Genomic DNA, 14948 nt, shown 5'->3' with positions numbered 1-14948 from the left:
TTCATTGCAGACGTTTCAACAGGGCTGGCCTTGGTCGAATCCGATCGATACCATCCGCCCAAGTTCACGGGGTTCAGGCCCGGGTATGCCGTCCCCCTCTTCCCGACTCACAGCACTCTTGCTCGTCGCTGGTCTCAGCGTTATTGAGGTGGGCCTGCTCGATGGCTCTGTCCGATCAGGTTCTCGTGCGGCACTGGCCCAGGGGGCGATCTCCCTGGGCATTCGTCGTGGAGAGGCTGGTGTGGAGGTTGTGGTTCAGGGGGTAGGTGCCCAGCCGGTGTTACAGCAACGGCTCAATGGCTTGGTTTGGGAAGGCAGGTTGCAGACGAAGGGCACCCCTGGGTTGAGCAATGGTCGGCATCAGTTGTCTGATCCCGCTTCAGGTTTGCAGCGGGTGGCCATCAGGGGTTCGGGTGATGCCTACGAGCTTGAGGTGGTTCCCCAACCGGGGATGACTTTGCAGGAGCCTGTGGTGAGTGCGGATGGGCGCAACTTGATCCTGCAGTTTCCAGGTCTTGTTGCCGGTCCGATGTTGCAGACCGGACGCTTGGATTTGAACACGCCTGGAGTCGTTCCTCAGGCTCGGTATGCCCCACCCCTACGTCCAAGGGCTGTGGCACCACCGCTCGGCGATATGGCTGTGGGAACGATGGTCTTGCAGAACCGCAGCTTTGTGAATGTGAGTGGGCCACCAGTAACCCTCACACTTAACAATGCTCCAGCCAAAGATGCATTAATGGCGTTGGCGAGATTGGGTGGCTATGGCTTCGTGTTCGTCGCTGATCCCACTGCTGGCGGAACGGCTGGTGCGCAAGGTGTTCAGGACGATTCTCAGGGAGGTTCCGTTTCAATGGCTTTCCAGGGTGAAAGCTACGCGCGAGCTCTGAATGGTGTGTTGCTGGCCTCGGGCCTTCAGGGCAAGCTTGATGGCCGTACTTTGTTGGTCGGTAGAACAGCTGCTTCAAAAACTTTCGGGCCTCAGATATCCAAGGTGATCCGACTCAATCAGGTCAGTGCGAGGGGTGCTGCGGAATATCTAGGCAATCTCGGAGCAACTGTTAATTTTACTAATACGGTCATGATTACGTCTGGGCAGACTGCTTCAGAAGGTAACGCTGATATTAGTAATACTGCTTCTCAGGAAAGTTCTCAACTGACTTCAACGGAATCATTTGGTGCGTCGGCGGGGCCTCTTCGTGGCTTGGTGTTGACGACTGACTCAAGGTTGCAAACGGTCACTCTTGTTGGCGACTCGTTATTGGTTCAGGTGGCTGAGAATTATTTGAGACAAATTGATCTTCGTCAACGGCAAGTTGCCTTGTCTGTGCGCATATTGGATGTAGCACTTGCTAATGATTCGGGGATGTCGAATAGCTTTGCTTTCCGCAGTGGTAATAATTTTATTGTAAGTGACAGGGGCGAGTTGGTTAGTGCTTTTGGCGCTTTGCTCCCTCCCAATGATAAAAATTTTGAGACTATTGCAGGCGGAGCTTCCAGTGGGAAAAGCGAACGTGTAACTCTTGATGCTGGACAAACAGAGATTGAACGGTCTCCGATAAGCCCTGCTCGTATTAATCCGGGAAGCGTTTATCCAGAGAATCAATATTTTAATCTTTTTAAGGCCATGATTCAGTCTGCAAGTACTAAAACATTGGCGGCGCCAACCTTGATTTTGAGTGAGAATCCATCAGAAATATCTGGAGGTGCCGAAGTTGCGGCGTCAGGTGAGGATTCGGCTTTCGCCACGGCCTCAATTGGTCGTCCCCGCGCTAATGAGTCTTTCGTGACGGTGGGCACGCAAGTGGTTAAGAGTTTTGATGTTCAGGCAGGTCAAAATGGTGCGGCGAATACCTGCCAGCCAGAATTCGGAACTGCCGGCCTTACGTTTGGCGCTCGAGTTTCTAAAATTGACGACAATGGTTTCGTTTCCTTCGCCCTATCTCCCTCAATTGCAGCGGTAACAGACACGGAACCAATTGCAGGGTGTGGAAACGTCAGTATTTTGAGTGTTAGGAGATTGGATACGGGAAGTCTGCGAGTGCGAGATGGTCAAACTTTAATTTTGACTGGTGTTATTTCTGATGAGGACCAGCAGGCTGTTAGAAAATGGCCGGTATTAGGAGATTTGCCCTTCATTGGTCAATTCTTCAGGAGTAGTGGAGGGACAAGATCGAAAAGAGAATTGGTTATTATGGTCACCCCTCGCATTATTGATGATGCGAATGGCGGTAAATTTGGTTATGGGTATCGACCTAGTCTGCCTGCCGCCCGCCAAGTTTTAAGTGGAACTTAGCCATTAATACTTTAGAAACCTAGCCCTAAAGGAGTTAATGCTTTTAGAGCAATGGGTGTGAGCATTTGTAGGCTGCTGATTGCTCCCTCCAAAAGCTGTCCGCCAATGCCTTTGCCTTCGTTAGGTGATCGATCTTGAAAGCGTCTTTGGCTTACTAAATCAGCGGCCTTATTGAGTTGCTGTGACCACTCTTTCGAGCCTTGCACATCATATAGAGCTGCCGCAAAACGGAAATCACTCGCTGCACGTTCGTCTTTTGCTTGCTCGCTACGGCTGATGCCTCGAGCTACCCAGCTCAAGGGGTTTTTCGGTTGGCTGCGGATCGCCTCACTGAACAACCGCTCGGCCGCTGGCCATCTACCGGCCTGGAAAGCTTCCACTCCTGCGTTGTGCAGCGCAGCATGACTCCGGATGCCAGCACTAATGCCACTAGCACCATGCCAATGAGCTTCATCTAGGGCGTTTGGGCTCAGTTGTGCACCCGTGAGGTCTGCTTCGCGTAAATCCGTTCCGTACAGCCGAGTCCCCGTCAGGTTGGCCCCTCGCAGTGAGGCCCCTCGCAGGCTGGTGAAGCTGAGATTGGCACCACTGAGATCAGCACCATCTAGCTGTGCCTGACCCAGATTCGCTCGCATCAGTTTGGCGTCGCTCAGGTCAGCATCACGAAGGTCAGCGTGCACTAAATCGGCATCCGTCAGTCGGCAACCGCTACAGCGTCGCTCCTGCAGCAGCTGAATTAGCGCATTACTGGCCTTCACCTGCGTGCTGGTGATGCTCAGCAGAGCACTTAGCACTACAACTCCAGAGAGCTGTCGGATTGTTGTAAGGCTGCATTGGGAGTCTTTCATCGGCTGCAGCTCTTAGCTGACTGGTTGTATCGGTCTCTGCCGCCTCCGTCGAGAGCGACTGGGCAGGATGATGTTGTGTGTTGCCTGCGTTGATCTTGAGCAGCGGCCTTCCACCGCATGGAGGCAATTTCTCTCAGGAAGCTCTCCGCCTCGGCTTGAAGTCGTCGCAGATCCTTGATGCCAGTGCTTCGCTGGTGCCCTTCCGTCCTCCAAGGGTTCTGCGGCGTGCTCTGAAGCAAGGGATCAGTGGCAGCGCTCTGCGCAACTATCCCGACCGCGAGCAGCAAGAACTTCGCCAGGTGATTGCCAGTTGGCATGGTCTTGAGCCCGAGACCGTGCTGCCCGGTAATGGTGCGGCGGAACTGTTCACCTGGGCGGCACGGGATGCGGTCGGGTGCGGTCTCAGTGGCCTGCCTGAACCTGGATTTGCGGACTATCGCCGAGCGCTCGCTTGCTGGGATGGTGCTGTGCGCAGCCTGCCTCTCAGCCTCAGCTGGCCGCGAACCTGGCCCCAGCCATGGCCGTTGCCTGCAGAGCCGGCTCAGCCTTGTCAGGTGCTCTGGATCACCAATCCCCACAACCCCACGGGTCAGCTCTGGAGTCGCGCGTCGCTTGAGCCGCTGCTGAAGCACTTCGCATTGGTGATCTGTGATGAAGCCTTTTTGCCTCTGGTGCCCTCAGGAGAAGCCCAGTCTCTGCTGCCTCTGGTGGAGAGCCATCCCAATCTTGTGGTCATCCGCAGTCTCACCAAGCTGTTCGCGATTGCTGGGTTGCGTCTGGGCTATGCCGTGGCTTCTTCAGAACGGTTGAAACGCTGGCAGCGGTGGCGTGATCCCTGGCCAGTGAATGGTCTGGCGCTGACTGCCGGTCGGTCCGTGATGGCTGATCCATTCGGAATGGATCGATGGTTGCAGCGAGTGCAGGCCTGGGTTTCCCAGGAGGGGAACTGGTTTCATCGCCAGTTGACCCATCTGCCCGGTTTGACTCCCATGCCATCAAGTGCCAACTATCTGCTGCTTCGTGGCGAAGCCTCTCTTCTGGATCTGCGAGAGCGTGTGGCGCGTCGTGGGGTGCTCCTGCGCGACTGCCGCTCGTTTGAAGGTTTGGGCGAGAACTGGCTGCGCATTGGTCTTCAGGATCGCCGCGGCAACCTGCGCATCCTCAAAGCGCTGAAGCAGGAACTGCACTGACGCTTTGCCCTACGGAACTAACACCTGCAGCAGTGTGGCCAGCTGCTGATCGGCATCGCGCACCGCCAGCTTCCGCATGGCTTGTTTCATCGCCGGCAGAGGGTTTTTAGCGACTTCACTGCCGCCAAGTTTGGTGCCGAGTAGACGCCAGAGCGTGTCGTGCAGGGTGGGATGGTTCGGGTCATGCTGGTGCACGATCACGGCGGCTCCCAGGGCTGCGGCACAGGCCGCATTGGCGTCCTGATGATGATCTGCTGCCTGGGGAAATGGCACCAACACGGAGGGGGTCCCGCTCACGGCTAGTTCGCTGAGGCTGCCGGCTCCTGCCCTGCTGATCGCTAGATCAGCATGTTGCAACAGTCCGGGGATGTCGTCGCTGAAGGGCCGCTCCACCAGGGCGGCGTGCTCGATGCTGTTCACATCAGGGTCGTTGCTGCCTGTGAGGTGAACCACCCGGCAGCCCTTGCTGAGCAGCTCTGGCAGCAAAACGCGCACCATGCGGTTGAGGCCAAGGGCTCCCTGGCTGCCGCCCATCACCACAAGCAAAGGCCCCTCACCTTTCGGAACCCAATGTGGAAGTGGCTGGGGTTGCAGAAACGCATCCCTCACCGGTGTGCCCGTGACCACGGCCGCACATCCGGGGATGCGACTTGCTGCTGCATCAAGACCGACGGCAACGCGGGTGCAGAAGCGCCCCAGAAGTCTCGTCACCCGACCTGGAATGGCATTGGATTCGTGCAGCACAACGGGGACACCACACCACCGGGCTCCCAGGATTGCCGGTGCGGCGATGTAACCACCTGTGGTGAAGACCGCATCGATCTGTTCCCTGCGAATTAGCCGGCGCACATCGCGGCTGGCCCCCAAAAGCCGCAACAACTGGATGAGTTTGCGCAGGCCTCGGCCCTGAAGCCCTCCGGCTTTCACGGTGACCAGTCCGTACTGCTCAGGCACCAAAGTCGTTTCCAGGCGATCGGGAACCCCCAGCCAGCGCACGCTCCAGTCGGCTGGAAGTGCTTCCGCTACCGACAGCGCAGGAAACAGATGGCCACCGGTGCCACTGGCGGCGATGAGAAGCCGGGGCATGGGAGCGGACTACGAAAACGCGGCCTAACTTAGTTCGACTGCTGAGGCTGATTCATGGTTCCGCTCCTGCGAGCCTCTTTGGCGACTGTGCTTTCGAGTGCCGCGGTGATCAGCACGATGCCGGCACTGGCGGCCAGCGGCGATGCTGTTGATCTGAGTGCCCGTTTGCAACTGGCCCTCAATGCAGACGATCGCGTGCAGGCCCTGTCCGCCTTGATGGCACCGGATCAGGCATCGACCCTGATCGAGCGCTTTCGTCGCTTCAGCATGCGTTTTCCTGAAACTCGCTGGGCCGTGAGGCCAGGTCAGGCTCTGGATGATGGTCGCCCTACGGTTCAGCTGGCTGTGAGCGGCACCCGCCAGCAGGATGGGCTCAGCTATTCCTTTAAAGCCAATCAGCGCCTGGCTTTCTCCACAGAAGCAGGCCTGATCACTGCTCAGGAGGTGCTCAGTGATCAGTCGGTACTCACCAGTTCCAAAAAGCCCCTGCCGATCTCATTGTTGATTCCCGACACGGTGCTCACCGGCAGTCGTTACGACGTGGATGTGGTGGTGGATCAACCCCTGGGCAAGGCCATGCTGGCCGGAGGTCTCACCCCGGTGACTGCCCAGCAGGTTCTTGTGCAGGAGAGCCCTGATGTTCAGCTCGAACCGCTCGGTGGTGGAGGCTTGTTTAAGTCGGTTCAGGCTCCCTTTCAGCCTGGGATTCAGACCTGGGCAGCCCTGCTGGTGCATCCCGATGGGGTGATCACGGTGAGCAAACGCGTACAGGTGGTCGACGACAAGAGCAAGCTCAACCCTTGAGCTGCTGAGATCGGTAGGGGTTCGCAGGAAGACTTCGGCGCAGTGCTGACACATCTGCATTCCCGAGTCCAGCGTCCATGAGTGCCTGCTCCTGATCATGCACAGCCTCGGTGATCGGCAGCTTCAGGCCCTTCTGAAGCGCTGCGTCGAGTGCAATGCCGAGATCCTTGTGATGCAGTGCCAGCTTGAAGCCGAGCGGGTAGTCGTCGTCGAGCATGCCCTGGGAGCGATGCTCCAGTGCCCAGGAGCCGGCAGCTCCCTGCCGCAGTGCATTCACCACTTGCTGCATCGGCAGCTGCAAGTGCTGTCCGAGGGTGATGGCTTCTGCTACTGCGGCGTAACTGCCAGCCACCAGCACTTGGTTGATCGCTTTGACCTGCTGTCCGCTGCCCACGTCGCCGAAATGGTGGATTGAGCTTCCGATCACCTCCAGCAGCCCTCGCGCCTTGTTCACTGCAGCAGTCTCTCCACCACAGAGCACGGTGAGTGTGCCGGCCTTTGCTCCTTCCGTGCCGCCGGTGACGGGAGCATCGATATAGGCAATGTCTCGTTTGGCGAGACGTTCAGCCATGTCTTTGGCGGTGGATGGGCTGATGGTCGAGCAGTCGATCACGAGGCTGCCCTGTTCCAGGGCGGGCCCTGCACCCTGTTCACCCCAGAGCACTGAATCCACAGCAGCATCGTCGCTGACGCAGAGCAGCAGTGCAGAACAGCCACTCACTGCTGCTGCTGGGCTTGCTGCGGGCAAGGCTCCGGTCAGATCGGGGTCAGATTCCGCCAACCGACTGCGGGTGTGAACCTGCAGTGGATAACCGGCGGCTTGAAGGTTCACCGCCATCGGTAATCCCAGGGCTCCCAGGCCGATGAAGGCCAGTCGGCTCTTGGGCGTGAGATCACATCCGGTCATGGTTGCAGGCCATTTGAGTCAGATCCTGGCCCGACACTCGCAGCAACCTGAGTGCGTTCACTGTTGATGGTCTTCATGGCGTTCACCAACCGCTGGCGACAAGCACTCCTGATTCCCTGCGCTGCCCTCACAGCTGCTGCTTTGCAGCAGTCCGGCGGAATCGCGGAAGCGGCTCCAGGCCGGCGGATGCCGGAATCACAGCTCACACAAAGTCAGAGGCAGCAACTGTTCCAGGTCCGCCGCAACTGGGGAATTCGCAGCTACGACCAACGGCTTGCGCTGCTCAAGTCCGGCCAGAGCTGCCTCCAGCGTGCTCAGACTCCTGAGGCTGGCAAGACGTGCATGAAGCAACAGAAGCAGGCACGCCGGCGTCTGATGAAGCAGGGGCGTGAGGTCGTGAATGCCGAGCGTCGCCGCTTGGGGCTTACGCCTTTGCCCGATTTTCGCTGGCAAGGCAGAGGGAGGAGGGGCTGAGGCTCCTCCCTTGGTCTGGCACTTGTGAATCAGGCGGCGTCGAGAGCAGAAACGCCTGGCAGCACCTTGCCTTCCAGCAGTTCCAGGCTGGCTCCTCCGCCGGTGGAGATGTGCGACATCTTCTCGGCCAGACCCGCCTTCTCCACTGCTGCAACCGAATCACCGCCGCCGATGATTGTGCAGCAGCCTTTGCCGCTGAGCTCGGCCAGGGTGGTGGCGATGGCGTTGGTGCCGGCTGCGAACTTGTCGAACTCGAACACGCCCATGGGGCCATTCCAGATCACGGTCTTGCAGTCTGCGAGTGCGTCTTGGAACACCTTGATGGAGTCAGGACCGATGTCCAGCCCCATCCAGCCATCCGGGATGGCGTTGATGTCAGCGATCTGACTGTTGGCGTCGGGAGCGAAGTTGTCGGCCAGCACAACATCGGTGGGCAGCAGCAGCTGCACACCCTTGGCCTTGGCTTTGGCTTCCAGCTCCTTGGCCAGTTCCAGCTTGTCTTCTTCCACCAGGCTCTTGCCCACTGACAGACCGCGAGCCTTGTAGAAGGTGAAGATCATGCCGCCGCCGATCAGCACCTTGTCGCACTTGTCGATCAGGGCTTCGAGCACGCCGATTTTGGAGCTCACCTTGGAGCCACCCACGATGGCGGCGAGAGGGCGCTTGGGATCGTCAACAGCACCCTGCAAGTACTGAAGCTCCTTCTCCATCAGGAAGCCCGCCACGGAGGGCTTGAGGAACTTGGTCACGCCTTCAGTGGAAGCGTGTGCACGGTGGGCGGCGCCGAAGGCGTCGTTCACGTACACCTCGGCCAGTCCGGCCAGCTTTTCGGCGAAACCAGCTTCGTTCTTCTCTTCTTCCGCGAAGAAACGCACGTTCTCCAGCAGAACCACGTCGCCATCAGCCATGGCGTTCACCTTGGCTTCGGCGTCAGGTCCGATGCAGCTGTCGGTCTTGGAGACAGGCTTGCCGAGCAGTTCGCTCAGACGGGCAGCAACGGGTGTGAGACGCATGGCGTCATTCACCTGACCCTTGGGCCGTCCGAAGTGGGCGGAGAGGATCACCTTGGCGCCCTTGTCGATCAGGTCCTTAACGGTGGGCAGCGCGGCACGGATGCGGGTGTCATCGGTGATCGCACCGGCATCGTTCAGGGGTACGTTGAAATCGACCCGCACGAGAACACGTTTTCCGCTGAGGTCGGCGCCGGAGAGGCTGGCCAGGGAACGCTTCGCCATGAGGGTTGTGTGGTGCGGTAAGAAAACGGGGAGAGATTAACCCGAGTTCTGCAGGCCCAGCGCTAGGACTGGCTTAATGGGGGGTGGAGGTCGTTTGAATGTTCGAGACCGTGCTGTTGCCGATCGATCCGAGCCGTGAGGCCCTGGAGCCTGAGGGCAAGGCCCTGGAGCTCGCGCGCCGTGATGGCAGTCGTCTTGTGCTGCTGTCGGTTCTGCCGCTTGTGACCGGGAAGAAGCATGACCATGAAGCAGTTGCAGGGGTGCTCAGCCAGACCCGTAAACGCTGTGAACAGGCCGGTGTCATCTTTCTGGAGGTCGAGCGCAGTGGTAAGCCGGCCTCGGTGATCTGTGATGTGGTTGATGAGTTGAATGTGGATGTGATCGTGATGGGAACCAGGGGTGTGAATTTGGAATCCGACAGCGGCAGCACGGCCGCACAGGTTCTCCAGCTGGCTTCCTGCCCTGTGTTGGTGGTGCCGTGAGCTCACCACCGATTCAGTGGTATCCCGGCCACATCGCCAAGGCAGAGCAGCAGCTCCGTCGCAATCTCGACAAGGTTGATCTGGTGATTGAGGTGCGCGATGCACGTATCCCCCTGGCCACAGGTCATCCCCACCTCAGCCGTTGGATCAAGGGCAAGCAGCATCTGCTGGTGATCAACCGTCGAGACATGGTCACTGCTGAGGCACGAACCGCCTGGGAGGCATGGTTCAAGGGCCAGGGCCAGCGCACAGTTTGGTGTGATGCCAAGGCAGGCACTGGGGTCAAGCAGGTGCAGCAGGCGGCGATTCGTGCCGGCGATCAGCTGAACGAACGGCGGCGGAACAGGGGCATGCGCCCCAGGCCGGTACGGGCACTCACCTTGGGTTTCCCCAATGTGGGGAAGTCAGCGCTGATCAACAGGCTGGTGAAGCAGAAGGTGGTGGCCAGTGCCCGCCGGGCTGGTGTCACCCGCACCCTGCGTTGGGTGCGCCTTGGCCAGGACATCGACCTGCTGGATGCGCCGGGAGTATTGCCGCCCAGGCTTGATGATCAGCAGGCCGCGTTGCATCTGGCCCTCTGTGATGACATCGGCCAGGCTGCCTATGACGGCGAACTGGTTGCTCAGGCGTTTTTGCGGTTGTTGATGGGTCTGCAGCAGCAGCCGTCTTCCGGTGTGGCGCTTGCTGTGTTGCAAGGGCGTTATGGCACGCCTTTGTCCGGTGAAACCGAAGACCCGGCCCTTTGGCTTCAGGCCGTGGCCCAGCGCCATACCTCTTCCGACACGGCGCGCATGGCCCAGCGCTTGCTGGACGATTTCCGTAAGTCGGCGTTGGGCAGCATCGCTTTGGAGTTGCCGGCATGAGCCCTGCCTGGCGTCGCCCTCCGCTGCCAGAAGAAAGGTTCACCGATGGGTTCGGTGAGGGCGAGGGGGAGTTGCTGTCGCTCACCTATCCCAAGCCGCTGCCGATGCGGCTGGACCGTTGGCTGGTGAGTCAGCGCACCGAGCAGAGCCGTGCCCGCATTCAGAAATTCATTGATGCCGGTTATGTGCGTGTGAACGGCAAGACCGGTAAGGCCAAGACGCCCTTGCGGCCTGGTGATGAGGTGCAGCTTTGGATGCCGCCTCCTGAACCGCTCCCATATCTGAAGCCGCAGCCGATGGATCTCGATGTGCTGTTTGAGGATGAGCACTTGATCGTGATCAACAAACCGGCTGGTCTCACCGTGCATCCGGCGCCTGGCAACAAAGACGGCACGCTCGTGAATGGTTTGCTGCATCACTGCCCTGATCTGCCGGGCATCAGCGGCAAGCTGCGTCCAGGAATCGTGCACCGTCTCGACAAGGACACCACCGGTTGCATCGTGATTGCCAAGAGCCAGGAGGCTCTGGTTCGCCTCCAGAGCCAGATTCAGCAACGCATCGCTTCAAGGGAGTATCTGGCGGTGGTGCATGGTGTGCCCACAGGAGACAGCGGCACGATTGTGGGAGCGATCGGTCGTCATCCGGTCGACCGCAAGAAATATGCGGTTGTCAGTGGAGACAATGGCCGGCACGCCTGCACGCACTGGAACCTGGAGGAGCGACTCGGCGATTATTCGCTGCTGCGTTTCAAGCTTGATACTGGCCGCACCCATCAGATTCGGGTGCATTGCGCGCACATCAATCACCCGGTGGTGGGCGATCCCACCTACAGCCGCTGCCGCAAATTGCCCATTGAATTGCCGGGCCAGGCTCTGCATGCCTTCCAACTCGGCCTCGACCACCCGATTAGCCGTGAGCGGATGCTGTTTGAATCTCCACTTCCGCCGGTGATGGAGAAATTACTGATGGTGCTTAGGCGGCGTTGATCGTTTCAGTCTTGACTTTCGAGTAGCTGCGAAAAACCTGAATCATCCGTAAAGCATTGCTTGGATGATTCAGGTTGATGTGTTGAGGCTTTTGGCCTGAGGTCGTTTGCTGCTGCTGAGAAGTTGTCGATGCAGATGTTGTTAAAGCGGTGTGATTTCGCTCCCTGCTGCCAACAGCATGGCTTTGCTCAGCGCTCCGCTACGGCCCAGATCCGTGCCTGCGAGCGCATTGAATCCCACCATCATGGATTGGCCAGCACCGATCGATGAGCCCCAATCCGCGCCGGAGAGCTCGTAGCGATAGAGCTCTCCATCAAGTTGTTCAGTTGCTACGTCGACGCCCCAGGATTCGCCATAAAACCTGTGGTTGCTGTTGAAGCTCACCGACCAGTTGTCAAGTTGCTGTTCGCTCTGATTCGTCACCGTGAGAGAGGCAGTGAATCCGCCCCACCAGAGATCGCCACTCACTTCAACATCGACAGGCTCGCCTGTTAAAAAATCAGTTTCGTCTGTTTGTGGATCGGGGAGAATGGGGCCTGGCAAAGTAACGGGTTGTGGCTCCGGATTGATGACTCCAGGACTTGACAGCGCCTCCAGATTCTCAGCGAGTGGATTACCCAGCGAAACAATTCCCTGGTAGTAGTTGATCACCGTGGAATCGGAAACATCTAGTGCCGGCCATTGCGGCCAGTCAAATGTGTCATTCATGAACGGTTGGTCCTGATCCCATCCCAGAACCGTGAGGTGATTGATGTCGTGGGCAATCGCTACACCTTCAATGTCTAAAAATCCATGGGTTCGACCATGCATCCAGCCTCCGTAATGGGGCTCCATTTTCAAGGTGTTAATGAAATTGTTCCTGAGCTCGGATTGCTCGATGTAGTCGGCAAATCCCTCATGGCCAAACTCATGCACCATTCCCATGACGTCGTCTTGGGAACCCAGTCGTGCCGTTCGTTGGATGTCGGCGAGGATCTGAGGGTCATAGGCCTGATCTGCAATCCAGCCCACCTTGGCTCCCTGCATGGCATACCAAAGGCCGACACCTTTGGTGTCATTCCCCCAGGCTTGTGAATTGTTGGTCAGGCCGTTGGCAAACGCCCATTCGCCAACCGCTTCAACACCCACAGCGTCAAGTCCTGCGAACGCACGCAGGCCGTTGTAAGCCTTCAAGGCTTCGGTGGTGATAGCAGTGCGCCCTCCGACCAATTCGTTGTGCTCGGAATTGTGATTGGAGTCATGGAAATTTCCCCAGCTGTTGATATCCGTGTAACCCCCTGCTGAGGCAGCGTGCTGATTTATGGAGTGATCGTGGCCGGCATGGTCGTCCATTCCGGCAGCGTTCATCGATATCTCGGCCATGGTCATGGCGTCGTCGGGATTGGAGTCGGTGCTGGTGCTGGTGTTCAAACCAGCCTCTGAAACCAGCATCTGTTCGGTCAGGCTGCCGTCGCGCCCAAGCTCACTGCCCTGTGTTCCGTTGAAGCCAACATTGATGGTTGCTCCTGCTGGGATGCGACTGCCCCAATCCGCGCCTGTGAGCGTGTAGCGCATCAGTCCGTTATCCAAGGACTCACTTTCGAGAGCGACTCCCCAGGCATTGGGGTCGAGTTGATGGCGACTGGTGAAGCTGATGGTCCAGTCTTCAAGCGCTTGATCACTTGAATTGGTAATGGCCAGGTCGGCAGTGAAGCCGCCCCACCAAATGTCCCCACCGATTGAGACCTGCAGTGACTCAGATGGCGTCATGGCATGAATGAGAGGTACAGATCCAGTGCAGCGACGGGATGTGATTCAGATAGAACTCATGCCGTTCAGAGTGTGTCTGAATCTGACTTTGTTGGACCTCTCCCCGATTCGTCGCTCTCTCATGCAGCCTTCAATACTTGTTCCCTACCATCCCTCAAATGAAGGATTTGAGGCTCTTGAGTCCAAGTCAAAATACGGTTGTTTATGTTGCTGTTGCTTGTTTCAGATTTGTTTTTCGGATGAGTTTTGGTTGGCTGTGGTGTGGTTTATCGGTCTTTGCGCCGACGCACCATGTTCGAGTAATTGGGCTTTGATTTTATTTTCTACAAATACTGATTAGGGGTTTTGGTTGATGTCTAAAACTCCTGATTGAACGCCTGGTGTAATCATCCGGTTGGTTTCACTGTGGCCAGGCGACTGTCAGTTGGGAAGGCGCGGACAGGCTTCGACGAGTGTTCGCGTGATCTCAGCTTGCGGTTGATGCAGCAGTCGGTCGCCAGGTCCCTCTTCCACGACATGTCCTTTATTGAGCACGATCAGTCGATGGCAGAAGCCACTGGCCACTGAAAGGTCATGGGTGATGAAAATCATGGCGAGCCCGAGCTCCTGCTGCAGCTGGCGAAGCAGTGCCAGAACCTCAGCCTGGATTTCGGCATCCAGCATGCTCACGCTTTCATCGCAGATCAGCACCTTGGGTTTCAGGGCCAGGGCTCGGGCGATGGCCACCCGTTGCTGCTGGCCCCCGGAAAGCTGGCGGGGAAGGCGGTTCTGATAACGATCTGCGGGTACAAGCCCCACGCGTTCCATCAGCTGACGGCCTTGTTCTCGAGCTGCCGCTGGTGAGGCCAGATTGTGGATGCGCAGAGGATCGACGATGGCATCCACCACCGACATGGCTGGATTGAGGCAGGCCAGAGGGTCCTGGAACACCATCTGAATGGTGCGCCGCGCCTGGCGGGCTTCACGTCCCCGCAGCCTCAGCAGATCCTTGCCAAGCAGCTGCACCCTGCCGCCACGAATCGGTGTGAGTCCCATCAGGGCACGGCAGAGGGTGCTTTTGCCACAGCCAGAACCTCCCACTACTCCCAGGGTTTCTCCTTCTCGCAACTGGAAGCTGATGCCGTCTACTGCTTTTAGCCAGGTTGGATTCCAGGGTGGACCACCCAGGTTGTGCCAGCAGCGCAATTCCTGCACGGCCAGCACCGTGTCGGTGTCGGGTGCTTCAGGGGTGCTGCCCCCTTCTCGAGCGCGGGCAGCGGTCAGCAGCCGTTGTCCCACTCTGGAGCTGGGATAGGTCAGGACCACATCGCTGCGGTTGATTTCCACGACGCGACCACCGTCCAGCACTGCCATGCGTTCGCACCAGCGATTGGCCATCGCCAGATCGTGGGTGATTAGCAACAGAGCACTACCAAGTTCCTCACACACCGATCTCAGAGCAGCCATCACCTGCCCTGCCACGGCCACATCCAGGCTTGTGGTGGGTTCGTCCGCAATCACTAGGGGTGGGCTCAGGGCGATGGCCAGGGCGATGGCCAGCCGCTGGCGCATGCCGCCGCTGAACTCATGCGGGTAAGCGCGGAAGCGAGTGGCGCCGATGCCCACTTGCTCCAGCAGCTCCTCGGCCCGCTGGAGACGTTCTGCATGGTTCATGCCTGGCCGATGCGCACTCAGGGTGTCCAGTAGGTGGCCACCCACGGTCATGAGTGGATTCAGGCGTGTCATCGGATCCTGAAACACCAGTCCCACCGACTCACCGCGCAATCTCCTCAGATCAGCAAGGCTGAGGTTGCGGGGATCGTGACCGTTCAGGCTCAGTTCTCCTTCGCAATTGCTGCCTCCAGGCAGCAATTGCAGTGCTGCCCTGGCCACCGTGCTCTTTCCGCAGCCGGAGGGACCGACGAGGGCAAGGCGTTCGCCGGGGTGCAGACGCAGGTCAAGCCCATCGAGGGTCCACGCCTGGCTTCCTGGGTAACGGAGCCGAAATTGTTCGAGCTCCAGGACAGTCCCTGGCGCGGTTGTCATGGCAAT

13 protein-coding genes are annotated in these 14948 nt (G+C 58.5%); 7 read left to right on the top strand and 6 right to left on the bottom strand.

What is annotated here, in order from left to right:
* Positions 1-85: 85 nt before the first annotated feature.
* A complete protein-coding gene (locus SynMITS9220_RS12430; protein ID WP_186989619.1) occupies positions 86-2293 on the top strand; it encodes a type II secretion system protein GspD in 2208 nt (735 codons plus the stop codon).
* Positions 2294-2304: 11 nt separating this feature from the next.
* Here the strand turns inward: SynMITS9220_RS12430 and SynMITS9220_RS12425 are convergent, their stop codons facing one another.
* Positions 2305-3141, bottom strand: a complete 837-nt coding sequence (locus tag SynMITS9220_RS12425; RefSeq protein ID WP_186989617.1) for a pentapeptide repeat-containing protein — start codon at positions 3139-3141, stop codon at positions 2305-2307.
* A 95-nt stretch (positions 3142-3236) separates the two neighbouring features.
* Here SynMITS9220_RS12425 and SynMITS9220_RS12420 point away from each other — a divergent pair, with 95 nt between their 5' ends.
* Positions 3237-4331, top strand: a complete 1095-nt coding sequence (locus tag SynMITS9220_RS12420) for a histidinol-phosphate transaminase (RefSeq protein ID WP_186989615.1) — start codon at positions 3237-3239, stop codon at positions 4329-4331.
* Positions 4332-4340: 9 nt separating this feature from the next.
* On the opposite strand, the gene SynMITS9220_RS12415 is transcribed toward SynMITS9220_RS12420, so the two are convergent.
* Positions 4341-5417 carry a glycosyltransferase gene (locus SynMITS9220_RS12415; RefSeq protein WP_186989613.1) on the bottom strand — a complete coding sequence of 359 codons (1077 nt, stop codon included), beginning with the start codon at positions 5415-5417 and terminating at the stop codon, positions 4341-4343.
* A 54-nt stretch (positions 5418-5471) separates the two neighbouring features.
* Here SynMITS9220_RS12415 and SynMITS9220_RS12410 point away from each other — a divergent pair, with 54 nt between their 5' ends.
* Complete coding sequence (locus tag SynMITS9220_RS12410; RefSeq protein WP_186989612.1) at positions 5472-6221, top strand: hypothetical protein; 750 nt, start codon at positions 5472-5474, stop codon at positions 6219-6221.
* Here the strand turns inward: SynMITS9220_RS12410 and SynMITS9220_RS12405 are convergent.
* Complete coding sequence (locus SynMITS9220_RS12405) at positions 6211-7128, bottom strand: NAD(P)-dependent oxidoreductase (RefSeq protein ID WP_186989610.1); 918 nt, start codon at positions 7126-7128, stop codon at positions 6211-6213. The two genes, SynMITS9220_RS12410 and SynMITS9220_RS12405, sit on opposite strands and share 11 nt — an antisense overlap.
* 75 nt (positions 7129-7203) lie before the next feature.
* Between SynMITS9220_RS12405 and SynMITS9220_RS12400 the strand changes: the two genes are divergently transcribed.
* Entirely contained in the window at positions 7204-7602 is a 399-nt protein-coding gene (locus tag SynMITS9220_RS12400; protein ID WP_255483123.1) for a hypothetical protein, read from the top strand.
* Positions 7603-7631: 29 nt separating this feature from the next.
* Here the strand turns inward: SynMITS9220_RS12400 and pgk are convergent, their stop codons facing one another.
* Positions 7632-8837, bottom strand: coding sequence for a phosphoglycerate kinase (gene pgk / locus SynMITS9220_RS12395; RefSeq protein ID WP_186989608.1), 1206 nt, complete (start codon positions 8835-8837; stop codon positions 7632-7634).
* A gap of 98 nt (positions 8838-8935) precedes the next feature.
* On the opposite strand from pgk, the gene SynMITS9220_RS12390 reads away from it, so the two are divergent.
* From SynMITS9220_RS12390 to SynMITS9220_RS12380, 3 genes are read left to right on the top strand one after another with little or no spacing between them, the layout of a single operon-like run.
* Positions 8936-9319 carry a universal stress protein gene (locus SynMITS9220_RS12390; protein ID WP_186989606.1) on the top strand — a complete coding sequence of 128 codons (384 nt, stop codon included), beginning with the start codon at positions 8936-8938 and terminating at the stop codon, positions 9317-9319.
* Positions 9316-10182 carry a ribosome biogenesis GTPase YlqF gene (ylqF, locus tag SynMITS9220_RS12385; protein ID WP_186989604.1) on the top strand — a complete coding sequence of 289 codons (867 nt, stop codon included), beginning with the start codon at positions 9316-9318 and terminating at the stop codon, positions 10180-10182. Before SynMITS9220_RS12390 ends, ylqF begins: the two co-directional genes overlap by 4 nt.
* Positions 10179-11168, top strand: coding sequence for an RluA family pseudouridine synthase (locus tag SynMITS9220_RS12380; RefSeq protein WP_186989601.1), 990 nt, complete (start codon positions 10179-10181; stop codon positions 11166-11168). The genes ylqF and SynMITS9220_RS12380 overlap by 4 nt, the downstream gene beginning before the upstream one ends.
* 141 nt (positions 11169-11309) lie before the next feature.
* Here SynMITS9220_RS12380 and SynMITS9220_RS12375 read toward each other — a convergent pair whose 3' ends face one another.
* Positions 11310-12917: a cellulose binding domain-containing protein gene (locus tag SynMITS9220_RS12375; protein WP_186989599.1), complete on the bottom strand. Its 1608-nt coding sequence runs from the start codon at positions 12915-12917 to the stop codon at positions 11310-11312.
* A gap of 420 nt (positions 12918-13337) precedes the next feature.
* Entirely contained in the window at positions 13338-14942 is a 1605-nt protein-coding gene (locus SynMITS9220_RS12370) for an ABC transporter ATP-binding protein (RefSeq protein WP_186989597.1), read from the bottom strand.
* Between the last annotated feature and the right edge of the window lie 6 nt (positions 14943-14948).

Origin of the sequence: Synechococcus sp. MIT S9220 (genome assembly GCF_014304815.1) — a bacterium.
GTDB lineage: Bacteria > Cyanobacteriota > Cyanobacteriia > PCC-6307 > Cyanobiaceae > Synechococcus_C.
The sequence above is the reverse complement of the archived record's forward strand: the minus strand, read 5'-3'. Positions and strand labels throughout refer to the sequence as shown.